The organism is uncultured Tateyamaria sp. (assembly GCF_947503415.1).
Taxonomy (GTDB): Bacteria; Pseudomonadota; Alphaproteobacteria; order Rhodobacterales; family Rhodobacteraceae; genus Tateyamaria.
Window position 1 is genome coordinate 847,416 of sequence record NZ_CANNDS010000002.1, and the last position, 21,161, is coordinate 868,576.

Genomic DNA, 21,161 nt, shown 5'->3' on the forward strand with positions numbered 1-21,161 from the left:
AGATGTCTGCCATGCCTAACTGTTGCACGAAATTGCTATTCTTTGGCAGAAATGAGCCCCAGGCGATGGCGATGCGCCCGATGCATATCGATGCGCCCGGCCAGAAAAACCATGGTTGCAAGTTCATCAGCATCCCGTGCCACATCTATGGCCGCGCTGATGGACAGCTTGGCCTGCGTGTGCCCTTTGTAGAGCTTGTCGACCATGTCCGACAGGATTGGCAGGTCTCCGCCGGACGGAGGGTTCACGGCGACCACACCGTCAGAATAGTCAAAAATCGGTTGCCCGCCGAGACCAAGAATCTGTTGTGCAATTGGTCCAATCGCATCCCTCATTTCATTGGCCTGATCGTGCAAACACTGACGGACCAGCTCTGAACCCGGGCCAGACGCATTCCATTCGTAGCTTCGTGTGGTGCGGTGAATGCGGCAGGTGTTGCCAAGGATATGGCACAGCGCATCGCAGATCTCAGCCCGATTTGTCATAGCGTCCCCTTTCCCAAGTTGATTTCCCTGTCCGCCGCGACCGGTACCGAGAACCCCAACCGTGTGCCGTTGGGGCCAGACGCCACCAATTCAAGTTGTCCGCCTGCGATGCTGACAAGCAAAGCCGCCGTATCCAGGCCAGAGCCTTTCCGATGCACGCGAGACGTTGCGCCCTGTTCGAACCACTTGAACATACCGTCCGGCATACCGGGACCGTTATCCGCCACCTGAACGAAGAGACGACCGCGATATTGCGTCGTCATAACGTCGATACGCCCAGCCGTTTGTCCCCGCATCGCGTGCACCGCGTTGGACACCAGTTCACCAAGGACTTCCGCAAGGAACGGCTGCTGACAATCGAAATCAATATCGTCCAGCACGTGCAGATAAAGCGCACAAGGCCGTGCAGCCATTTGCGGTGATTGGCGTTGACCGGCCTTGATCGCGCCCAGAATCTTGGTCAGGCATGCGGCGCCACGGGGTTCCGCCCCGCCGTCCGCTTCGGATGCTTCGACGCTTGAACTTCTGACCTGACCGGCGCTTTGCACGACACGCATCTCGCCCGCGAAATGCAACACGGGTCGTGTGATGACCTCGTCGCACGCGTCCAGTATTTCTGCACTCCAATTCACACTCTTATTCATGGCTTTTCCTTGCACACTGCGAAAAACGGCGGTGAGTATTGCATAAATGCGTCCCGCTCGCGTTACCGGATGACAGGGCGCGAGCGAGACGTAAGAGGCGGGCAAACGGGACAGGACCCGCCTCGGATGCTGTCTGGAGCGAGGTGTTGATGCCAAGCGAGAGGTGCGCGGCATGCCAGACAGAGAACTATTGAAGTGGCGCGACTGTTCTATCCCGATTGGCAAAGCTCACTTTCGACATCTGCAACATCGGCCGGTTTTCTCTCAACTTTTGAGGGCACCTTGGGTACGCGAAAATGCAAAACGGTCCCGTAAGTGCCCGTCTCTTGCAAATCGATTGTACCACCCATGACCCGAGCAAGATGGGACGCAGTTAACAACCCAGACCCCATCTTGCGGTGCGGGTTGTGTTCAGTTTTTGCGCCCAGACGCAGCGCAGCCTGCGCCCAGTACGACAAGCCCGGTCCGTCGTCCGAAATCCTGAACAGGACTTGGTCCCGATCCTGCTGCACATGAACGGAAACCTTGGTCGACCATTCGCTGACAGTGCCACCCACCGCTGTTTCGATCAGGTTGATCAACACTCTGAGCAGCGGCAAGCCATCGATGTGCACCGAGACATCCGGGTCAACTGTGATCGAGAAATTCGGCGCGCGCGGCGATCCGTCTTGTTCGGAACACGCGGAAAAAATCGCCATCCGCGTTAGGTCGTAAAGGTCACGCGAGCCGTGCACTTTCAGTGAACTGCCCATTTCGGGCCACTCTGCATCGCCTTCGGTGAGGCCAACGACTTTCTGAAGCGCGTGCAGCATCACCGTGGCGTGTTCACGCGCAGGTTCATCATGATGTTGTTCAATCCATCCGATCATGATGCGGGCTGATGCGATCAAATTGTAGACGTCAGTGCCGTTCTCCTGCCGTTCCGTCACTTGATCGAACATTTCGTATCCCCCAAGGTTAAGTGGTATGTCACGAGAGGCGTCGCTCTCGTTTTCGATAGCTTAGAGCTAAAGCATCCATCCCCACCTGACTTCCACCAGAACGCTTATCGCTTACAACAACGTGCGGTCCGAAGGGCTTCATGTTTATGCCCCAAGATTTTGTAAGTCGCGATGGTCGTGAAATAACTGCGCACCCCGGGGCGCTAGATGTCTGTGATGTCGAGAAAGGCACCGCATGCATAAGCGCGACCACAACTGGGAAGACGACTTCCATCACGAGGGTGATGGATACACCATGGTTGTGCGCAAGCCGGGTGCACACAGGATCCTCATTCCGGCCGGGTACAATTTCGTCGACGTGTACCTTGGGCGATCCATGACGAACTACAAGATCGCCGGGGTGGAAACCCTTTCCCCCAACACGCCGCCATCCACATATGTGTTCCTGCCTGCAAACGGCGAGCGGGAAATTCACGCGGTGCGATCCGGGTGGAGTGTGCAAATGATCTTTGGCACGGATGACCTGACGCAGATGCTGCAATCGATTTTCGAAATGCGAGACACCAAGCCCAGCGCCTGGACAGCGCACGCCATCCACCATGCCGAAGATGCGTCCATGGTGGGTATTGCGCAGGCGATCGCCGGCGTTTGGAGGAAACGGTTGGCGCTGCCCGATCGTGATCAACTGGATGCAGCGGCCAGACTTCTGGTCATGCGACTGGCCTACAATCTGACCGTTGTGGCGCATGTCAACCTGCGTGCCAAAAACCAAAATGCATCCCGGTTTCAGGCAGTACTCGATCACATCGCCCAGAACCTGCCAGACCGCATGTCACTTGATGAATTGGCCAGCATAGCAAACCTCAGCCCTTACCATTTCGCGCGTGTCTTTCGCGACACCATGGGCCATAGCCCACATCAGTACATCAAGCTCCAACGGGTGGCCGTGGCGAAACAGATGTTGAAACGGTCAGATGAACCCATCGCCGCGATTGCCTATGACTGCGGGTTCAGTTCGCAAAGCCACATGACGGACGTGTTCAAGAAAACGCTGGGTGTGACGCCCGGCATTTTGCGAAAGAACAGGGAGTGAAACAGATCCCAAAGTTGGCGGGTCTTTGAGGATAGTAATTTCGGCATTCTCGCCGCATCGCCAAGCGTCTGTATTGGTATCCTGCTTTCGAAAGCCAGGCCCTCGCCTTCACGCCAGGTGAAAGTTTTGCCGATAGTCCGATGGCGACACATTCAGCAATCGCAGGAATGCGCGGCGCATCCGGTCTTCCGTCTTGAATCCGAAATTGGCTGCGATCTGTTTGATGCTTTTTTCCGTCGTCTCCAATGCATGTTGCGCCTTTTCCACCCGCATCGCCTCGACCGCTTTGGCAGGTGTGATGCCCATGACATTTGCATAGACGCGGGCGAAATTTCGCGCACCCATGTTCATTTGGTCGGCCAAGGTTTCTACTGATAGCGGCTGATGCAAGTTGTCGACCATCCAGACATGCAGCGCTTCGAACTGACCTGCCCTGTCACGCAATTGGCGCCCCAGCGCCGGGCTGAATTGCGATTGGCCGCCGGACCGAACCATCTGAACAACCATTGACCGCGCCACTGAAAAACTCGACGCGCGCCCCAAATCCTCTGCCACAATTGCCAGCGCCATATCGATTCCGGCAGTGATCCCTGCAGACGTCCAGATCGGCCCATCTTTAATGAAGATGGGATCCATTTCGACCTGAACGCGCGGAAACTCATCTGCGAGCATTCTACAATCATCCCAATGGGTGACAGCACGGCACCCGTCCAACGCGCCGGTGGCAGCAAGAACCAGAGCGCCCGAACAGACGGAACAGGTACGCTGCGCCCGAGCGGTCAGAGCCGTGACTGTCGCTACGAGTTTGGGATCTTTCATACCGGGAATGGCACCGTCACCGCCAACAACGACCAATGTGTGAATGTCGCGGTCTGCTATGCCGGCTGCTGACAAAGTGGGGATGGACACAATTGTGTTTGTGCCGACGCTTCCCCCGTCAACGGACACCACCACACAGTCATATCCGTTGCGCCCCGTTTCAAGATCGGGCGCGTGCGAAAAAACCTGCAACGGTCCAACCAGATCCAGCAAAACGATGTTTGGATAGACCACGAACACGACCAGCCGCGCATGTGTGGGGCATGAACCCAATTTGGCAGTTTTTGATGTCATGTTGTCATTTCTGCCATCGGCGGGATGTGTAGTCTACCGACAAATCATTCGAGGATGGCTCATGCTTCTACTGAAACCGAATTGCGAGTGCTGCGATACCGACCTGCCACCTGCGGCGCTCAACGCCCGAATATGCTCATTCGAGTGCACGTTTTGCGCAACATGTGCGGATCAAAAGTTTGGCGGTGCTTGCCCCAATTGCGGCGGCAATCTTGTGCCCCGCCCCATCCGACCACCCGAAAAGCTGAGCACGCATCCGGCATCGGAAACGCGTTTCACCAAGCCGCACGCGGCCTGCACCATATCGTCCGCATCTCAGGAGGTCGTACAATGACTGATCTGCCACATATTGTGAATTGGCGTCGAATGGATGCCCGCCTGACGACCTCTGGCCAGCCGACAGAAGACCAACTGGCAGATATTCAAAATCTTGGTGTGACCCGCATCGTCAACCTCGGCCCGCACCACAATAAAGGTGCGCTTGTGGACGAGGCAGGGACCGTCACAGCGTTGGGTATGACCTACATCTACATTCCTGTGGAATTCGATGACCCGACCGACCAGAACTATCAGGACTTCAAGTCCGCCATTGAAGATGCGCCAGACGCCAAAACACACGTGCATTGTATCTACAACGCGCGGGTCAGCGCTTTTTTCTACCGATACGCCAAGGATGGATCGGGCCTGTCACAGTCAGACGCGTTCAAGAACATGGAAAGCATCTGGAGACCTGGCGACGACTGGGCATCTTTCATCGGGCACACCGAAGCTGTTGGACAACCAAATCTTTATGCGGGGGACGACTACTGATCTGCTCATGATCAGCGCGCAGAGTGCTGCGGTGACGACGTACTTATCAGCCAAATGCGTAGTCAGAAACACTACACATCGGGCTTGCGCCGCGCAATTACATCTGCGATCGCCCGAACGGTCGATCCACGCAGTGGTCCTGTCGCGCATGTCGTCCAAATACCGCTGTCCTTGCAGAATCGGTTTTGTGCTCGGATCGTTCGTTTGGTCATCAGACCGTTGATGCGCCCGGAGTAGTAGCCCAATGCGCTCAGCTCCTTTTGGAGGACGCGGACCCAAGCATTTTTGTTGATCCAAAAGGCTGTGCTTGCGGTGTGCGCATAGTTTTCGCTTTCCGTGTTGGCCAGCACCTCTTCTACTGCCCGCCAGAATTGATCTGGGCGGGTGTCAGCGGCGAGCCTTATCCTTTCGGGAGACAAGATCCGATCACGCATTCCGGGCACATCCGCCAGCAAGGCACGCGTTTGGATCACTCTGTCACCCTTGTCGCCTGAGCGGGACAGATACACCAACGCGGCTTCTGCAAAACGCACGTCACCGCCAAGGCCCGTCCGTACAACCAACGCGACAGCGGCGTGTGACGCCTGCCCGTCCAAGCGGTTCCAGTTGAAACGCACAATCAGGTCCCGGACGGCATTTGCATTCCCATCCGCGGCCATGCCCTCCAACATTCGCCGCCCCAGTTCCGGATCAGAAGCATCGTCCAAAGTCCGATCAATATGTGCGGTTGCCAAAAGCCGTCGCGTTCCGGGCCGGTTGGTGCGGACTGCAATTTGCAACATGTGCAAAGCGGCCTCCTCGTTGCCCAACTCAATCTCGAGCCGAGCCAAGGATGCCGTCGACCAAGGGTGCCCCGCAGACACAGCCCGCGCATACCACACACGCGCTTCGGCAAGACTGATCGGTGTTCCGATCCCATGCCGAAAATAGTATCCAACGCGGTCCTTCGCGGGAGCAAAGTCCTCCTCCGCCAAAGCTACCATTGCCGTAAATGCAGTGCTCGGGTCGGCTTCCTCCTGGGATCTGATGTCGTCGAATCTTGTCCTTTGATCTTGTGCGTAAGCTGAACCAGCAAATGCCAAGACCAGAACCGCTGCCATTAAGATCTGCTTCATCGCGCATTCCGTCGATTGGTTATGTGGAATGGAGAGCGAGCCGAGCTCTTAAGTCCGGAAAGAGACCCGCTTTGAAACCGGTCATGTGGTTTCGTAAACTGCGGGCGTCTTTGCTGACGCGTTAATGGTACCGCGTCCGTCATTCGCATGGACACAGTCGCACCCGATACCGCCAGCGATCGTGTCGTCATCCGGTGCGTCATTGGCATGTCGTTGCATTGCTGTAGCATTTTCTTTTCGCTGCGCTTCATGGATGCAACTTTCACGCCACACGGATCGGTTTGTCAGGAACGAGGTCGAGCCGGATCACGCGCTCAAGGTCTTCGGCACGGACATCAATCAAGATGCTGAGCATGGATTCGAGCGTGAAATACGCCCGCAAGACCCGGAAGATCAGGTATTCTGGCAAGGCGATGATACCCCGCGGCACCCCGTTCAACAGTGAGGCAAGCACCGCCATGATCGCCGGCGCACCGGTGGTTACGGCCACAATGGATTGCCAGACAATCGGCGTATTTTCGTTGAACGCGAGGCCCCATTCGAGGCCGCCAAAGATGATGAGCGGCACCAGCATGGCGCGGCGCGCCGAGTTGATCAGCATATATGGCAGGATCACCTTGCCGCGCAGCGTCAGGTTCGGCCCATAGATCAGGTCCCGACACCGCGACGAGATATGATAGATCGACCGAAACCATCGCATACGCTGTTCGCGCATATGGCTGTAAGACGACGGCACCTCGGAGATGTAGCGGATTTTGGGGTCCACCACCGAATGAAAGCCCAACTCGCCAATGCGCAGCGAGATGTCGGTGTCTTCGCCATTCATCCCTTCGACAAAGCCACCCAAATAGCGGGGGTGATGCGTGCGGTAGACAACGAACATGCCCGGAATGCCCACGACCCCATTCACTGCGCCCATCGCAACGGAATAGAAGCCGTGTTTCACCAGCACCTCCAGCAGACGCGCGCGGTCAAAAAGCGCCCCACCGGGCGGCACAGGCACGCCGCCCACAACGCCCACTGCCGGGTCGGTAAAATAGGGCATCGCACGGCTGAAATTATCTTCGCCCACCAGAGTGTCAGCATCGACACGGACCAGAAACTCGGTTTCGCATGCATCAAGCCCCGCATTCAGCGCGTTGGATTTGCCGGGCTTGGGCACATTGATCACCCGCCCCTTCGCGGCCTTGCAGGCGGCCAGCGTATCGCGCGCAAATTCTTCCGTGTCGTCGGTGGAGTTGTTGTTCATGATCAGGATGTGCACGTCGCCGCCATAGTGTTGGGCCGCCCGGTCCATCGCGTTGATCGTGTCGCGGATGATGTAAGACTCGTTATGTGCAGGCACGATAACCGACACGGGCGGCGTGAACTTGGGCGTTTTGGCCGTCAGTACATCGTAGATGGCCAGCGCATAAAGCTGCCCAAACAGCACCGGCAGGAACAGAAACACGCCCGGCCCAATCCCGCCCAGCAGAGTCCAGCTGCGCATAACTTCGACGGTATGCAGTTCCATTCCGCCGACCCAGATGGCAATCGCGGCGGCAATTGCGATGGTGACGCAAAGGCGCAGGATGGCGCGCATCTGACTGACAGGGATATGTTCGATGCGGATGCGGGCAGGCATGAAACCGCGTTCGAGCAATTTGAAAGAATAGATGGCAAACCCGAACAGGCCCGACGCGATGGCGCTGAAGTGCAAAGAAAAGGACGACCCAAGCAAGTGATGGCTCCACGCATTGGCTAGGTCGAACACCGCGCACCCCGCCAGAAACGTCAGAACCATATCGAGGGCAAAGAACGTACGTTCGCGTACTCCTCCAGAACTGAACGCTGCAAACGCGACGAAGAACGAGATCAGGAAAATGCGGATTGCAATAGCGTGCCGTCCACTATGGACAGAGAACACGTAGTCGCGGTTCGGAAACACCTGCGACAGCACATCGGTGTTGACCAGCCAAAGCTGTGTTGCCGCCAGCGCGGTGAACACGGCCAGCATCTTGGGCGCCTGCCATTCCGGCACCGACCCGGCAAAGCGCTTGGGCGCGCTGTCAACAGAGATGTAGTTGATCTGTTCGCGCTTATCCTCTGCCTCGCTCATCCCTTTGCCTCCGGTAAAACGAGAGCGTCGGGCGTAACAAGCAATGCAAGGCCCTTGCGCGGCAACGCCTCGCCCGGCCCGACGCTTTGTACCGATAACTGCCCGAACACATCATCATGCGTAACCAGCCAGGCTACGCCAGTTTCCGACGGTGTTGGAGCCGGAAGACCGGGTGCAAGCATTGTGACATGAGCCGTGGCAGCGGCAGGTTTGAAAGCTACGTTTCGTGGGATCATCAAATCCAACATCCGGCTGGCCGCATCTGCGTCCATGGCGGACAGCGGTCCCGCAACGGCGACATTGATTGGCCCCACCGCCCTCAGAGCGGCGTGTACCTGTGACAACGGATCAGCAAACGGCGTGTCGCCTGCAACCAGCCGTGACGTCGGCAACACTTCGGCCAGAAGTTCGGGGCCTTGATCACAAGGTCCGGTTCTTGGGTTGGTTGTTGCCGCCACCATTTCGAGGACGTTGGACGCGGACTGGATGTCTTCCGGCAGGTCAATGAGCGCAGAGTATTCAGGCTTCGCACCGGTGATATGTGCCTGAAACACGAGGCGGCTGTTCAGCGTTACGGCCACGGCCCAATGCTGGTTCCCCAACAAACGGCCAAACCGCATGTGCAGGTCCAATTGCGCCGGCATGTGCTGCCCTGTGTTGCCCCTCAGATCATAACGCTCGCGCCACACGGCCTTGCGGTAAAACCTGCGAACACCTGCATTCGCGCCGATCTGCGCCATCGACCTGTTGGGTCGAGACTGGTCTTTGGTTTCAGGAAAAGCTTCCAGTGCAGCACGCAGCTCCACCGTGGTCAGCCCGCCTTTCGCCTGGACTGTCTCGAATACAGTTGCAAGGCCGCGGCGTTGGAACTGAGTGGCCAACACCAAACGACGCAATTGCTCGTCCTGCTTTAACCATTGCGGCCATGCGACGTGCACAACATTGCCCCAGGCATGCACCCTGTCGCGCGCGGTTTGTAGTGGCCGATCCAGCGTCAGGTAAACTGCACTGGTCGTCTCAATCTCGACGACGGCTTCGACACCGTCTTCTGCGCCGCACTGGTGTTGGGCGCCAGTGCCTTGCAGTGAGAAAGAGACGACCAGCTGGTTCCCTGCGAAATCCGTCGGTGAAAGAGGAATTTGCAGAGAACGTCCCGCTTCGCCTGAACGCAGCAGCATCTCGCCCCGGCGGGTGTTGTGGATCGAGATGCGTAGCACCCCCTCCACACCGTCAAGAACCTGAGATGTCGCATCGATTTGGAGGTATCCAGACGTTGGGCGTGCATCCACTGGCATGGCGAATGCAACGCTTTGATAGGCGGGTAGACCGGAAAGAATGACCGGATGGTCGGGGGTGGCGCGCAAGATGACCGCTGTGTCTGCGTCTTGCGCGGTGGCCGCCGTGCGGTGTTCAAACACCAGTTGCGGGCCGGTTGTCAGTTCGCGGACATAACGTTGTCCTTGTTCGAGGATGTTCATTGTCGACAGCAGAAGGGCGATGCCTGCCAAGAGAAATCCCATGAGCCCAATGCCAATCATGCGCATGCCGTTCACCGTGATCTGATGCTGAATAGGCCAGCCCGTCCAAACCCGCCTCCAAGCGAGTCTGACGGGTCGGCTGCGGACGGATCAGGCCGCCTTGCGAACCTTTGGAGAAACCACGCCAAGGCGCTGCTTGTCCGTCCACGTGGACACGCATGGGATCATCTTGCGGATGCAGCGGTCGGCATATTTCGCGGCGATCTGTTGTGTTTCGTCGATCAACCCTTCGGCCAACGTGACCGGCTTCAGACCCAGAGAGAGGAAGGTCTTGTTGGACACCCGCAGATCGTTTTCGGCGGCCTCATTGCGTGGATTGTCCACGTTCGCAATTACGGCGCCTGACACATCGGCAACCAATTGGGCCAGCGCGCGCACGGAATGTGTCTCTGTCATCTGGTTCAAAATGGCGACCTTGCCGTCTTGAGCAGGCGGGTTCTCGACTGCCAAAGCCAGACATTTCACCGTGTCCTGAATGTGGATAAAGGCTCGGGTCTGACCGCCCGTGCCATGCACGGTCAGCGGGTGACCCACCACGGCCTGCATCAGGAAACGATTGAGCACGGTGCCATAGTCGCCATCGTAATCAAAGCGATTGATCAGGCGCTCATCTAGCCGGGTTTTATCGGTTTGAGTGCCCCAAACGATACCCTGGTGCAGGTCGGTGATGCGCAAGCGGTCGTTCTTTGCATAAAACTGAAACAGCAGCTGATCCATGGATTTGGTCATGTGGTACACGCTGCCCGGGTTTGTTGGATACAGGATGTCCCGCTTCATGATCTGCTTGTTGTCGCCGGGTATGTAGACAGGCAGATAGCCTTCGGGGATCTCAAGCCCGTCATCATCGTAGCCATAAACACCCATGGTGCCCAAGTGAACGAAATGCGGATCAAGGCCCAGTTCTACCGAAGCGGCCAGCAGATTGTGGGTGCCCGAGATGTTGTTGTCGACGGTATAGCGTTTCTGAACCACGCCCTTCATCGAATAAGGGGCGGCGCGCTGTTCACCGAAGTGGATAATGGTGTCGGGCTTTATCGTGTCCAGCAATCCCGTGACCGCGTCAAAATCACGGGCTACGTCGATGTTTTCAAACGCGATTGTGCGGCCGGTATGTTCCGTCCATGCGGCAAGGCGGTCGGCCATGGACGCGATGGGCGTCAGGCTGTCTGCACCCATTTCGGCGTCAATGTCCCGGCGCGACAGGTTGTCGACGATCGTGATGTTGTGACCAAGCTGAGACAGGTGAAGCGCCGTTGGCCACCCGCAAAATCCGTCCCCACCGACAACAATAATGCTCTTGGCTAGTGTCATGTTTTTGTTCCTTCTGGCGGGCCCCTCCAGGCGGCCCTTTTTCATCATGAACAAATCATTAACGCCTGCAGACGCCGTGCGGCGTGGTGCGACGGTATAGGATGCAGAAAATTGGAAGTGGGCGACTATCCCATGGGATAGGGCTGCTGTCCTTAAGTTGTGCTTTTTGCGCGCTGCAGGGCGGTGTCAAAAACGGTCCGCGATACGGAAGCGTCTGCCTCAAGTGCGTTGGCCCAATCGACGAACGCTGTCAGTGTCCCGTCGCGCGCCTCTTGCTCCAGCGTCGCCAACGCCTCTTGCAAAGCAACTTGCCCAAGAAGCGACGCCGCCCCTTTAGACCTGTGCGCGGCATCCGCCAGCATCCCAAGATCAGCTGTATCGTTTGATGTGCGAAGGTCGGCCGTGAAAGCCGCAAGCTCCGAGAGAAACCTGTCGGAAATATTCGCAACCTTGTCGTGACCAAGCACATTGATCATCTCAAGCAAGGCTTCAGGGAAATGCGCCGTATCCAGCTTGGTCACGTGACCAGAAGTCACCTCGGCAATGATGCTGTGGAGGGCGTCAAGACGGATGGGCTTGGTATGAAATCTGTCCATACCCGCAGCCACTGCACTTTCCCGGTATTCCTCCCGCCCGTGGGCGGTCAGGCCGACGATGTGAGTGTTGGCATTCGGACCATTGCCGTGACGCAAGCGTTGGGTCGCCTCGATACCGTCCATCACCGGCATGCTGATATCCATGAAAATCACGTCAAACGCCTCGCGCTCGGCCTTTTCCACGCAATCCGCGCCATTCACCGCTTCATGTACAATGTGGTCCATGGCGGTCAGCATGTCGCCTAAAACGCTGCGATTGATGCTGTTGTCTTCGACGATCAGAACCTTACACACCCGGACCGGCGCGGCACTTGCCGCCGTATCCGTCGGAGCGGGCGGTGCCTCCGGTTCGGTCCGCCGCAGGGGCAAGGTGAGGACAAAAACGGAACCGGCACCTTCCGCACTTTTGAGCGACACGTCCCCGTCCATCGCCCGCGCGATGCGCCGCGAGATGGACAGACCCAAACCATCACCGCGCATCTGACGCCCATCGCTGTCGGCAAGGGCAAAGAAGTCCTCGAACACCTGTTCCTGCTGGTCGGAAGGGATGCCAATACCTGTATCGCTGACCTCGAACCGCAGCGAAGACGCATCCGGGCCATGGATTCCACTTACCCGCAACGAAATCCCGCCAGTGTCGGTGAACTTGATTGCGTTGCCCACAAGGTTGGTCAGGATCTGCCGAATGCGCCCTGCATCACCGTGATAGGGCCCGCGAATTGCAAGCTCGATATCGAGTGAGAGCGTCAGGTTCTTTTCCTTTGCCAACGGCTCGAACATATCGACCAAGCCTTGCATCAAGTCGGTCATGGCAAAGGTCTGCAAACTGAGTTGCAGCTCACCCGTCTCGATCCGGGTGATGTCCAGCGCTTCGTTTACATGTTCAAGCAGGACCTCGCTCGAAGACGTCGCGATACCGGCATATCGCTTTTGCTGCTCGTTCAGCGGTGTCGTCTTGAGCAGATCAAGTACACCCAGAATGCCATTCAGTGGCGTACGCATCTCATGGCTCATCACGGTCAGGAACTGCGACTTGGCCTTGTCCGTCCGTTCGGCCCGGTCACGCGCATCGATCAGTTTCTGTTCGTTGATCTTCCGCGCGCTGATGTCACGAATGTAAGCGATGAAGGTAGTGGCACTGCCGTCCTGCGTGGTGGTGATGTTCAGTTCGACGGGAAACTCCTCGCCGCTCTTGCGCAACGCGGGAAGCTCGACACGCCCGGCATCGACGACCCTTGGTTTGCCGGTTTTCAGATACCGTGTCATCCCGTTGTGATGAGCCTCGCGCATCCTGTGCGGAATGAAGGTATCCTCCATCGTGTGCCCAACGATTTCGTCCCGCGTCCAGCCAAAGACACGTTCGGCCGAGGCGTTGAAGTCTACGATCCGCCCCGCCTCGTCCGCTGTCACGATGGCATCGAGCGATGCGGCAACCGTGGATTTCAGCTGTTTTGATGATGCCGACAACGCAGCATCGCGCCGTACAGCCCGCTGTAATAACCGGTCCAGCAACAGCATCAAAATCGCCATCAGGATCAGAAGCATGATCGCAATTCCGCCGGTGCGGGACAATTGGCTGGCAAATTCCTCACGGCGCGCTGCGGACCGTTCGGCGCCCAACCTGACGCCCAAAAGCGCGATTTCGCGCACATGGGGGCGCACTTGGGTCACCAAACGCTGCATCTCGATCAGGGATGCGCCTGCCAGTGGGCCGGGCGCATCGGACAGCGCGATGGCCTGCTCGGCAAAGGCATCGATTGGATCGAGCAATGCCGCCGCTTCGGGACTGTCGGCAAATATTTCTGCCGGGCGCCCGGAGTTGATGATTTTCAGTCGGCTGAGCGCGATATCGACGCGCAATTGCACCTCATCATCCGAATAGCGTTGCGACGCGATTTGCTCGGCCAACGTGGCGTTCAGGTTCGCAAACTCCGTATCAATCTGCGAAATGCTCCACTGCATGTTGTCATCAGCGGCACGCGACAGATCCTGCAGTTGCGACAACAGGTTCGTCACCATCATCGTCAGCAAAAAAATGAGCAGGCAAATGCCTGCCAAAACCGTAAGACGGTAACGGTTCAACCCGGGCTTCACGTGCGACCTCCTGTTTGAAGTCACCGTAAGCATTTGCCGCAGGTCAATCCACGACCTTCAACCGGTTCAGTTGCCAGATACTGAACGAATAGATCGTTTCATTCTGGTATTTGGGATTCTGATCATACGGAAAGACGATCCAATATGGTCCCTTGTCCCGCACCGACATCGTCTCGCCATCCATGCGGGTGGCAACGATGGGCGCATTGTCCTCAAGTTCGGCCATTGACATCACGACCTTGTAGTCGTTCAAAGCCACCATCTCGACCGACGACCCGGCAGCATCAACACTTTCAAGCAAGGCCTTGAGCGGCACACCGGAAAAGGTGACCTCTCCGTCTGTCCAGATCGTTGTGGTGCTGAATGTTTCCTGTGCCATCGCATCAAGCGCTGCGAGGCTCAGGGAAATGATGTCGGATTCGGAATCGGAAGCCGTGACTTGCAAATCCGTTACGGATTGCGCGAAGACTGGAGTCTGCCAGCCAATCAACAGCGCCAAAACAATGGCGAACGTCCGTGAGTGGTGAATTCGTGCCATGCGTTTTTCTCCAAATCCGACAAAAATTGACTAAACCAGTGTTTCAAATTGATCAGCAGAGCATTGGCATAGGCACCTATACCAAAGTATAGTTCTGTCACGCTTTGGCCTGAATTTTCGGTTGTGAGAACGTGCAGAGTAAGAGAGTTGCAGACATGCCCAACATCCTGATTGCCGACGATCACGATCTGGTTCGTGATACAATCGCCGCCTATCTCGAAACCGTCGATGATTTCAAAGTGCAGACCGCAGCCAATCTTGACGCCGCTCTTGAGTTGATGCGCGGCATCGATTCATTTGATCTGCTTATTCTTGATTACCACATGCCCGGAATGGACGGCCTGAACGGTCTTGAACGCGCGCGAAAAGCCTTCCCTGCAACCAAGGTGGCCCTGTTATCCGGCGTTGCCAATCGGGAGGTGGCCAACAAGGCGATGGAAAATGGTGCAAATGGCTTTATTCCCAAGTCCCTGACTGCCGCGTCGCTCGTGAATGCGATCAAGTTCGTGTTGTCCGGCGAGCGGTACTTTCCATTCGACTTCGGCGCGGCCACCACGCCGGACGCACCATCGGCCACGTTCGCAAACCTGTCAGACCGCGAAATGCAAACGCTGGAACAATTGTGTATTGGCCTGTCGAACAAGGAAATCGCGCGCAATCTGGGCGTTCAGGAAGTCACGGTGAAGTTGCACGTCAAGAATGTATTGGCCAAACTGGGAGTGTCGAACCGGACCCAGGCCGCCCTGCTGGCCAAGGAAAAGCATCTGTTTTAGCGCACGGCTGACACTTTCGTCAGCAGCATGACCGCTCAGGCCGGTATCAATTCGGCCAGTTTCAATCTTTGAATCTTGCCCGACGGACCTTTTGGCAGTTCCGCCATGAAGTGTACCGCATCTGGCGATTTGAACGCACCAACCCGTTCCCGACACAGATCAATAAGGGCTTCTGCGCTCAGTCGTGATCCATCACAAAGGCGAACAGCGGCTTCGACCCGCTCACCATAGCTTCCGCACGGGCGCGCGAATGCAGCAGCCTCGACCACGTCAGGATGAGAATAGAGCGCCTCGTCAATCTCTCGCGGCGCGATGTTTTCGCCCCCCTTGATGATCAGTTCCTTCAAACGGCCGGTGACAAAAACATACCCGTCTTCATCCATCTGCGCGAGATCGCCGGTGCGCAACCACCCCTCTCGAAACGTGGCCGATGTCGCCTCCGGGTTCTTGAGGTATTCAAGCAGGGTGTTTGGGCCTCGTACCACAATCTCGCCTTCTGTTCCGCGTGCGACTTCCGCCCCGTCCGGCCCCTGAATGGCAACTTCACAGCCGAACGCGATACCCGGTGAGCCGATCTTCCGAGGACCGGGGGGAAGCGGATTGGACAGGATTTGCGCTGCGGTTTCGGTCAGCCCCATTGTCTCGATGATTGAAACGGCAAACCGCTTTTCGAACGCGGCGTGTGTCTCAACCGCCAAGGCAGACGACGCCGAGCGGCCGAACCGAAGCCGGGCCTTGCAAGCGGCAGTCGGTTCTGTGGTCCCGTGCAACAGATGCGAGATGATCGTCGGCACAACCGAAAACCACGTCGCCTCCCCAGCTTCGGCCTGTTCCCAGAATCGTGAGGCCGAGAATTTCGACACCATGGCCAAAGACCCGCCCGACACAAGGCTCCCCATGACCGTCACGCACAAGCCGTTGATGTGGTACACCGGAAGCACGCAGAAGCCGCGATCCGCGTCCGTCAGATTGTGCGCAATCGCGGTTGTCCATCCCCCGGCCAGAAGACTGGCATGGGTATGCACAACGCCTTTTGGGCGCCCGGTTGTGCCCGAGGTATACATCAAAAGCGCATGATCCTGTGGCGTCAACGCGTGCAGATCCGTTTGATCCGACACGGCCAGAGCGACCGAATTCACTCCTGTCAAATTGGATTGGGCGAACAGATTCGCGCAGCTTTCATGGACAAAAGCGAAACGTGCCTCCGAATGCTCCAACGCGTAGCTGATTGCATCGCGTCCAGCGGCCAGATTGATCATCGTGGCCCGAAACCCGCCATACACTGCGCCATAAAAGGCCGACACCGCCGCTTTGTCGTTTGGCGCGACAATGGCGACGCTCTCACCCTTCTTGACCCCTTTCGATGTCAAAGCCGCCGCAAAACCTTGTGCCGCACCTCGCAATTCGGACCAAGTCAGGACGTCCCCGCTGTCCGGGAATACAATCGCCGTTCCGCCCGCGTCAGCCCGTGCGTCAAGCCAGTCGCGCACCGTCCCGGCAGGTGGAGCGTCACGCTCCAGCTTCATTTACCCGCCTCCTGCCAATAGCCAGCAAAGATGTCCTCCAAAGACGGCTCGCGCGCCGGGATTTCGCGCACGATCTTGGTGGTCTGCATGAAGTGCTTCCAGTGCACGTTTTCATTGACCGCATTGCCACCCCACGCCCCGCATCCCATGCTGAGGGAGAACGGCATGCCGTTGGTGAACGCGCCGCCGGTGGCAAACGTGTGCGCCTGATTGACGATGACCCGGCTTGTGGGGATGGTCGTGGCAAGCTGCATTTCACGGTCCGGGTTGGAGCTGTGCAAGCCCACGGAATGGCCAGCCCCTTGATAGCGCTGGATCGCGTCGGTTGTCTCGACAGCGGCGTCAAAGTCCGTGGCCCGGTAGAGGGCCAGAACGCGGCTCAATTTCTCCCCACTCAGCGGATGGTCCGGGCCAACGCCCGAGGTTGGCACGGCAATGTAATCTGTCCCCGCGGGGACAACATCCTGTAACTCCAATGCCGCGATCATTTTATCGGCGTCTTGCGCGATCACTTCGCGGTTCAGATGCCCGTGTGGCCAGAGCTTGGCGACAATACCCGCCTCATCCTCGACCACCGCACCACCTGCGTGCGCCATGGCATCGACAAAGGCGTTGTAGACCGCATCGACAACGACAACCGCGTTTTCGGATGAGCAGGAGGTCGCATTGTCGAACGTCTTTGAGGCGCGGATCTTCTCGGCCGCGGCATCCAGATCGGCGGTCTCATCCACGATGACCGTGACGTTGCCCGCACCCACGGCGACCGCAGGTGTGCCGCAGGTCTGGGCACGGTGCACGTTGTTTTGACTGCCAGTGGCGACGATCTTGTCGCAGGCTTCCATCAGGCGCTGTGTCTTGGCCTTCGACCCGGGTGCCGGCACCATTTGCACAAGGTCCGGGTCCTCTCCGATCTTGGCGAACTCGGCATGAATGAACTCCAGCAAACGCTCGCAAGACGGCCCCCCCTTCGGCGATGGGGCTACAACGATGGAGTTGCCGCATTTCAGCGCATTGATGATGTTGTTGGCGGGCGTCGCCGCAGGGTTGGTCGAAGGCACTATGGCCCCGATCACGCCCATGGGACGGGCAATTTCGGTGATGCCGGTTGCGGCATTATCGCTGATCACGCCAAAGGTCTTGGCGTCCGAGATATCGCGTAACAGGCCGAGCGTCTTGCGATGATTCTTGGTGATCTTGTCGGGCACGTTGCCAAGCCCCGTGGTCTGCACCGCCAGTTCCGCCAGTTCGCGGTTGCGCGACGGCTCCATGATGGCCCAACCCACGGCTTGTGCGGCACGGTCATACCGATCTTGGCTGCCGCCCGCCTCATACGCGGCCTGTGCGGCGCGGGAGCGATCAAGGATGGCATCAAGCTCTGAAAGATCGTCAGTCATGTTAGGGCTTTCACAGGACGGCGGGGGGACCCCCGCCCTACGGGTTATGCAGGGCGGGGTATTGGTTTAAAGACCGGCAAGAAGCTCTTTGAGCGTTTCCTCGCGGGCGGCCCACATGGCCAGCACTTCGTCGCGGGTCATGATGTGCATAGGCGACCCGCCTGCTTTCATCTTGCCTGCGACGCGGCTGTTTTCGAACATGGTGGGCACAGTGGCCGCAAGCTTGTCGATGATGGGCTGGGGCGTGCCCTTGGGCACCATCACACCGCGGAAGTTGACGGAGGCGTTGTCGATGTCAAAGCCTTGCTCTTTCAGCGTGGGCACGTCTGGCAGGAACTCGTTCCGTTCCAGATCGAACACGCCAAGGATTTTGACATTGCCCGCTTCCTGCGCGCGGAAGGCATCGGACAGGTTGTTGACGCCACCCAGAACCTCACCCGCGATCACGGATTTCATGGCACCGGCACCGCCCTTGTTGGACGGGATATAGGCCAGCTTTACGCCAGCCACTTTCTCAAGCTGCAACGCCGCGATGTGGTGGCCCACGAACAGGCCCGCGCCTGAGAAGGTCAGCTTGCCCGGATTTGCCTTGGCATAGTCCACGACATCGGCCATCGAGTTGAATTCGCTGTCGGCACCGACCACGAACACGGCCGGGTCTGCGCCCCAGTTGGCAATGGGTTCAAAGCTATCCGCGGAATACTCCACGCCGCCTTCGATCGATTGCGCAATGAAATGCGGGATGTTGTAGGCACCCAGCGTGTAGCCATCGGCATCGGCTTGGGTCGCGAACCAGTTCCAGCCGACGCGGCCCCCGGCTCCGGGCTTGTTGATGATGGCGATGGGCATGCCAAGCGCATCTTCGTTCCCGGCAGTCATCGTCACGATACGCGCCTGAAAGTCGGTCGCCCCGCCCGCGCCATAGCTGACCATCATCATGATAGGCCGCTCTGGAAAACTTTCGTGACCGTCGGCAAATGCGCCGGTGGCAAGTGTCGTCAGCCCCAATGCGGCGGCTGCTAGCAGTGTCTTCATGGATTTCTCCTCCCTAGGGTTGCTCTGCCGCTTTTGCGGTTCAGAAGAAAATCTCTCGCGGTGTGAACACGTTCAGAAGCCCCGCAAAGAGACCGTACATGACCGCCAGAAACCCGGCGGTGATCAGTGCGCGCTTGATCCAGCTTTTGACCTCGCTGTGCGGGGCCGGATCGTACAGCGATAGCAGAATGAAAAAAGCGATTGTGGTGGCGGTGTAGAACCCAAGCCCCTTGGCCGCCCAATAGACTAAAACCAGCGCAACAATCAGTCCCGGCAGGATGTTCCGCATCGCACGGCTATCCAGCCCATTGCCGACCTTGGTCCGTCCCATCAACGCCTTGCCAAAGGTCCACAGCGCCAGCACAACGAACACGGTCGAGATCATGCGCGGGAAAAGGAAGGCCGCAGCAGGTTCCTGCGTGTAGCTGATGAAGGCCACGGCCACGCCCACGGCGGCCACGACGCCGCTTGCGATGATATGCTGGGTGCGCGGCAGGTCAGTCACGAGATGGCCTCTTCTTTCTTCACGGCGTCATCCTTGGTCGTGTAGCGGCGGCTGCGCAGTTCCATCCAGACGGAGTAGGCGATGGACGCGACGACCACCGTGATCAGTGTCAGGTTGAGCGGTCCGGTAAAGAAGTACTGGCCAACGCTTGAGGTCGCATTGGCAATCATCGACCCTTGGATAAAGTTCGCCTCGGCAATCGGGCCGAGGATCAGGCCGAGCACCAGCGGTGCCGCCGAAAAACCGAACCGTTCAAGGAAATACATGCCCGTGCCAAGTGCCATCATCACATAGACATCGCCCATGGAGTTCTGGACCGAGTAGCTGCCAAAGACGGCCAACCCCAGCACAATGGCGGCCATGACGGCATTCGGTACCTGCGCCACTTTCGCGGCAAGCCCCGCCACGTAGAGGCCAAAGATGCACATCAGGATCTGTCCGATCAGCATCGAATTGATGAAGGTCCACGCCACATCCGGATTGTTGTCGAACAGGTCACTGCCTGGGAAAATGCCGTGGATCAGCAGGCCACCCAGAAGCACCGCAGCGGTGGGTGAGCCCGGAATGGACAACGTCAACAACGGCACCAAGGATGGCCCGACCATCGCGTTGTTCGCACTTTCAGCGGCGATGACGCCCTCGCTGTGGCCGGTGCCGAACTTGTCGCGCTCGGGGCTCATTTTCTTGGACTGGTCATAGGCCACCAGGCCTGCGATCTGACCACCGACACCGGGGATCAGGCCAATGACGGACCCGGTCAGTGTGCCGATGCTCAACGCGCGCGACCGGCGGAACACCTCTCGAAACGCATCGCGGATAGGGTGTTTCTCAACCGTCAGCACTTCGGCATCCAAAGACACCCGGCCTTTGGCGAACATGGTGATAACCTGCGGGATCGCGAACAGGCCAATCAGCGCCGGGATCACGTTGATCCCTCCCGATACGGCAGGATGAAAGATGAAGCGTTGTGCGCCCATGATGTCGTCAAAGCCGATGGTGGCGAGCCACAGGCCGATGCAGCCGGATAAGAGCCCTTTAACCACCGAACTGGAGTCGAGTGACCCGATCACCGTGACGCCCAGAATAGCGAGCCAGAACAGATGCGATGGCCCAAAAGCCAGTGCCCATTTGGCCAACACCGGCGTGAGAAAGATCAGCAGCAGAACGCCAAAGACGCCACCTATGGCAGAGGCGATGAAGGACAGTTGCAGCGCCCGCGCGCCCTGCCCCTTTTGGGCCATCGTATGCCCATCCAGTGTCGTGGCGATGTTGGCAGGCGCACCGGGGATTTTGAGAAGGATGGCACTGACCGCACCACCCGCCACGGTCGAGGTGTAAGCGGCCCCAAGCAGGATCAGGCCCTGCGCAGGCTCCAGCCGGAAGGTGAATGGGATAAGAAGCGCCACGGCCATCGTCGGCGACAGGCCCGGCGTTGCCCCAAGGATCAGGCCTCCGATGGTGCCCAGCAACAGCAAGCCAAAGTTGATCGGCGTAAACACGTCACCGAAATAGGCCAGAAATTCCAACGCTTGATCCTCCCACGCCCATTCGG

The 21,161-nt window shown here is 58.1% G+C and carries 19 protein-coding genes; 4 read left to right on the forward strand and 15 right to left on the reverse strand.

Features of this window, described 5'->3' with window-relative positions:
* Positions 1 to 35 precede the first annotated feature (35 nt).
* The 3 genes from Q1A32_RS15340 to Q1A32_RS15350 all read right to left on the reverse strand — a co-directional run bounded on the left by Q1A32_RS15340 (position 36) and on the right by Q1A32_RS15350 (position 2,070).
* Positions 36 to 485: a ferritin-like domain-containing protein gene (locus Q1A32_RS15340; RefSeq protein ID WP_299654960.1), complete on the reverse strand. Its 450-nt coding sequence runs from the start codon at positions 483 to 485 to the stop codon at positions 36 to 38.
* Positions 482 to 1,129: an ATP-binding protein gene (locus Q1A32_RS15345; protein WP_299654962.1), complete on the reverse strand. Its 648-nt coding sequence runs from the start codon at positions 1,127 to 1,129 to the stop codon at positions 482 to 484. The genes Q1A32_RS15340 and Q1A32_RS15345 overlap by 4 nt, the downstream gene beginning before the upstream one ends.
* A gap of 209 nt (positions 1,130 to 1,338) precedes the next feature.
* On the reverse strand, positions 1,339 to 2,070 hold the full coding sequence (locus tag Q1A32_RS15350; protein ID WP_299654964.1) for a sensor histidine kinase KdpD: 732 nt from the start codon (positions 2,068 to 2,070) through the stop codon (positions 1,339 to 1,341).
* 235 nt (positions 2,071 to 2,305) lie between these two features.
* Here Q1A32_RS15350 and Q1A32_RS15355 point away from each other — a divergent pair, with 235 nt between their 5' ends.
* The gene (locus Q1A32_RS15355) at positions 2,306 to 3,163 is read left to right on the forward strand and encodes an AraC family transcriptional regulator (protein ID WP_299654966.1); all 858 of its coding nucleotides are present in this window, start codon (positions 2,306 to 2,308) and stop codon (positions 3,161 to 3,163) included.
* A gap of 108 nt (positions 3,164 to 3,271) precedes the next feature.
* Here Q1A32_RS15355 and Q1A32_RS15360 read toward each other — a convergent pair whose 3' ends face one another.
* A complete protein-coding gene (locus tag Q1A32_RS15360; RefSeq protein WP_299654968.1) occupies positions 3,272 to 4,276 on the reverse strand; it encodes a GlxA family transcriptional regulator in 1,005 nt (334 codons plus the stop codon).
* Between the two features lie 61 nt (positions 4,277 to 4,337).
* Here Q1A32_RS15360 and Q1A32_RS15365 point away from each other — a divergent pair, with 61 nt between their 5' ends.
* Positions 4,338 to 4,610, forward strand: coding sequence for a DUF1272 domain-containing protein (locus tag Q1A32_RS15365; RefSeq protein WP_299654972.1), 273 nt, complete (start codon positions 4,338 to 4,340; stop codon positions 4,608 to 4,610).
* Positions 4,607 to 5,086 (forward strand): protein tyrosine phosphatase family protein, encoded by a 480-nt coding sequence (locus tag Q1A32_RS15370; protein WP_299654975.1) that lies wholly within the window; start codon positions 4,607 to 4,609, stop codon positions 5,084 to 5,086. The genes Q1A32_RS15365 and Q1A32_RS15370 overlap by 4 nt, the downstream gene beginning before the upstream one ends.
* A 71-nt stretch (positions 5,087 to 5,157) precedes the next feature.
* Here Q1A32_RS15370 and Q1A32_RS15375 read toward each other — a convergent pair whose 3' ends face one another.
* From Q1A32_RS15375 to Q1A32_RS15400, 6 genes are all read right to left on the reverse strand, one after another.
* On the reverse strand, positions 5,158 to 6,069 hold the full coding sequence (locus Q1A32_RS15375; RefSeq protein ID WP_299654978.1) for a hypothetical protein: 912 nt from the start codon (positions 6,067 to 6,069) through the stop codon (positions 5,158 to 5,160).
* A 394-nt stretch (positions 6,070 to 6,463) separates the two neighbouring features.
* Positions 6,464 to 8,299 (reverse strand): glycosyltransferase family 2 protein, encoded by a 1,836-nt coding sequence (locus Q1A32_RS15380; RefSeq protein ID WP_299654981.1) that lies wholly within the window; start codon positions 8,297 to 8,299, stop codon positions 6,464 to 6,466.
* Complete coding sequence (locus Q1A32_RS15385) at positions 8,296 to 9,843, reverse strand: hypothetical protein (RefSeq protein WP_299654984.1); 1,548 nt, start codon at positions 9,841 to 9,843, stop codon at positions 8,296 to 8,298. The genes Q1A32_RS15380 and Q1A32_RS15385 overlap by 4 nt, the downstream gene beginning before the upstream one ends.
* An 84-nt stretch (positions 9,844 to 9,927) precedes the next feature.
* Positions 9,928 to 11,148 carry an NAD-dependent epimerase/dehydratase family protein gene (locus tag Q1A32_RS15390; protein WP_299654987.1) on the reverse strand — a complete coding sequence of 407 codons (1,221 nt, stop codon included), beginning with the start codon at positions 11,146 to 11,148 and terminating at the stop codon, positions 9,928 to 9,930.
* Between the two features lie 152 nt (positions 11,149 to 11,300).
* Positions 11,301 to 13,838, reverse strand: a complete 2,538-nt coding sequence (locus tag Q1A32_RS15395) for an ATP-binding protein (RefSeq protein ID WP_299654990.1) — start codon at positions 13,836 to 13,838, stop codon at positions 11,301 to 11,303.
* A gap of 43 nt (positions 13,839 to 13,881) precedes the next feature.
* The gene (locus Q1A32_RS15400) at positions 13,882 to 14,376 is read right to left on the reverse strand and encodes an oxidoreductase (protein WP_299654993.1); all 495 of its coding nucleotides are present in this window, start codon (positions 14,374 to 14,376) and stop codon (positions 13,882 to 13,884) included.
* Between the two features lie 155 nt (positions 14,377 to 14,531).
* Here Q1A32_RS15400 and Q1A32_RS15405 point away from each other — a divergent pair, with 155 nt between their 5' ends.
* Positions 14,532 to 15,149 carry a response regulator transcription factor gene (locus tag Q1A32_RS15405; protein WP_299611556.1) on the forward strand — a complete coding sequence of 206 codons (618 nt, stop codon included), beginning with the start codon at positions 14,532 to 14,534 and terminating at the stop codon, positions 15,147 to 15,149.
* A 35-nt stretch (positions 15,150 to 15,184) separates the two neighbouring features.
* Here Q1A32_RS15405 and Q1A32_RS15410 read toward each other — a convergent pair whose 3' ends face one another.
* From Q1A32_RS15410 to Q1A32_RS15430, 5 genes are all read right to left on the reverse strand, one after another.
* Positions 15,185 to 16,675 (reverse strand): AMP-binding protein, encoded by a 1,491-nt coding sequence (locus Q1A32_RS15410; RefSeq protein ID WP_299654996.1) that lies wholly within the window; start codon positions 16,673 to 16,675, stop codon positions 15,185 to 15,187.
* Positions 16,672 to 18,069 carry an aldehyde dehydrogenase family protein gene (locus Q1A32_RS15415; protein ID WP_299654999.1) on the reverse strand — a complete coding sequence of 466 codons (1,398 nt, stop codon included), beginning with the start codon at positions 18,067 to 18,069 and terminating at the stop codon, positions 16,672 to 16,674. Before Q1A32_RS15415 ends, Q1A32_RS15410 begins: the two co-directional genes overlap by 4 nt.
* A gap of 66 nt (positions 18,070 to 18,135) precedes the next feature.
* Positions 18,136 to 19,104, reverse strand: coding sequence for a tripartite tricarboxylate transporter substrate binding protein (locus Q1A32_RS15420; protein ID WP_299655002.1), 969 nt, complete (start codon positions 19,102 to 19,104; stop codon positions 18,136 to 18,138).
* A 40-nt stretch (positions 19,105 to 19,144) separates the two neighbouring features.
* Positions 19,145 to 19,609, reverse strand: coding sequence for a tripartite tricarboxylate transporter TctB family protein (locus tag Q1A32_RS15425; protein WP_299655006.1), 465 nt, complete (start codon positions 19,607 to 19,609; stop codon positions 19,145 to 19,147).
* Positions 19,606 to 21,135 carry a tripartite tricarboxylate transporter permease gene (locus tag Q1A32_RS15430; RefSeq protein ID WP_299655009.1) on the reverse strand — a complete coding sequence of 510 codons (1,530 nt, stop codon included), beginning with the start codon at positions 21,133 to 21,135 and terminating at the stop codon, positions 19,606 to 19,608. The genes Q1A32_RS15425 and Q1A32_RS15430 overlap by 4 nt, the downstream gene beginning before the upstream one ends.
* Positions 21,136 to 21,161 lie beyond the last annotated feature (26 nt).

What these genes read in the sequence shown, in the direction of transcription:
- Q1A32_RS15340 (WP_299654960.1), bottom strand. Translation starts at nt 485, where the DNA reads ATGACAAATCGGGCTGAGATCTGCGATGCGCTGTGCCATATCCTTGGC.
- Q1A32_RS15345 (WP_299654962.1), bottom strand. Translation starts at nt 1,129, where the DNA reads ATGAATAAGAGTGTGAATTGGAGTGCAGAAATACTGGACGCGTGCGAC.
- Q1A32_RS15350 (WP_299654964.1), bottom strand. Translation starts at nt 2,070, where the DNA reads ATGTTCGATCAAGTGACGGAACGGCAGGAGAACGGCACTGACGTCTAC.
- Q1A32_RS15355 (WP_299654966.1), top strand. Translation starts at nt 2,306, where the DNA reads ATGCATAAGCGCGACCACAACTGGGAAGACGACTTCCATCACGAGGGT.
- Q1A32_RS15360 (WP_299654968.1), bottom strand. Translation starts at nt 4,276, where the DNA reads ATGACATCAAAAACTGCCAAATTGGGTTCATGCCCCACACATGCGCGG.
- Q1A32_RS15365 (WP_299654972.1), top strand. Translation starts at nt 4,338, where the DNA reads ATGCTTCTACTGAAACCGAATTGCGAGTGCTGCGATACCGACCTGCCA.
- Q1A32_RS15370 (WP_299654975.1), top strand. Translation starts at nt 4,607, where the DNA reads ATGACTGATCTGCCACATATTGTGAATTGGCGTCGAATGGATGCCCGC.
- Q1A32_RS15375 (WP_299654978.1), bottom strand. Translation starts at nt 6,069, where the DNA reads ATGGTAGCTTTGGCGGAGGAGGACTTTGCTCCCGCGAAGGACCGCGTT.
- Q1A32_RS15380 (WP_299654981.1), bottom strand. Translation starts at nt 8,299, where the DNA reads ATGAGCGAGGCAGAGGATAAGCGCGAACAGATCAACTACATCTCTGTT.
- Q1A32_RS15385 (WP_299654984.1), bottom strand. Translation starts at nt 9,843, where the DNA reads ATGCGCATGATTGGCATTGGGCTCATGGGATTTCTCTTGGCAGGCATC.
- Q1A32_RS15390 (WP_299654987.1), bottom strand. Translation starts at nt 11,148, where the DNA reads ATGACACTAGCCAAGAGCATTATTGTTGTCGGTGGGGACGGATTTTGC.
- Q1A32_RS15400 (WP_299654993.1), bottom strand. Translation starts at nt 14,376, where the DNA reads ATGGCACGAATTCACCACTCACGGACGTTCGCCATTGTTTTGGCGCTG.
- Q1A32_RS15405 (WP_299611556.1), top strand. Translation starts at nt 14,532, where the DNA reads ATGCCCAACATCCTGATTGCCGACGATCACGATCTGGTTCGTGATACA.
- Q1A32_RS15410 (WP_299654996.1), bottom strand. Translation starts at nt 16,675, where the DNA reads ATGAAGCTGGAGCGTGACGCTCCACCTGCCGGGACGGTGCGCGACTGG.
- Q1A32_RS15415 (WP_299654999.1), bottom strand. Translation starts at nt 18,069, where the DNA reads ATGACTGACGATCTTTCAGAGCTTGATGCCATCCTTGATCGCTCCCGC.
- Q1A32_RS15420 (WP_299655002.1), bottom strand. Translation starts at nt 19,104, where the DNA reads ATGAAGACACTGCTAGCAGCCGCCGCATTGGGGCTGACGACACTTGCC.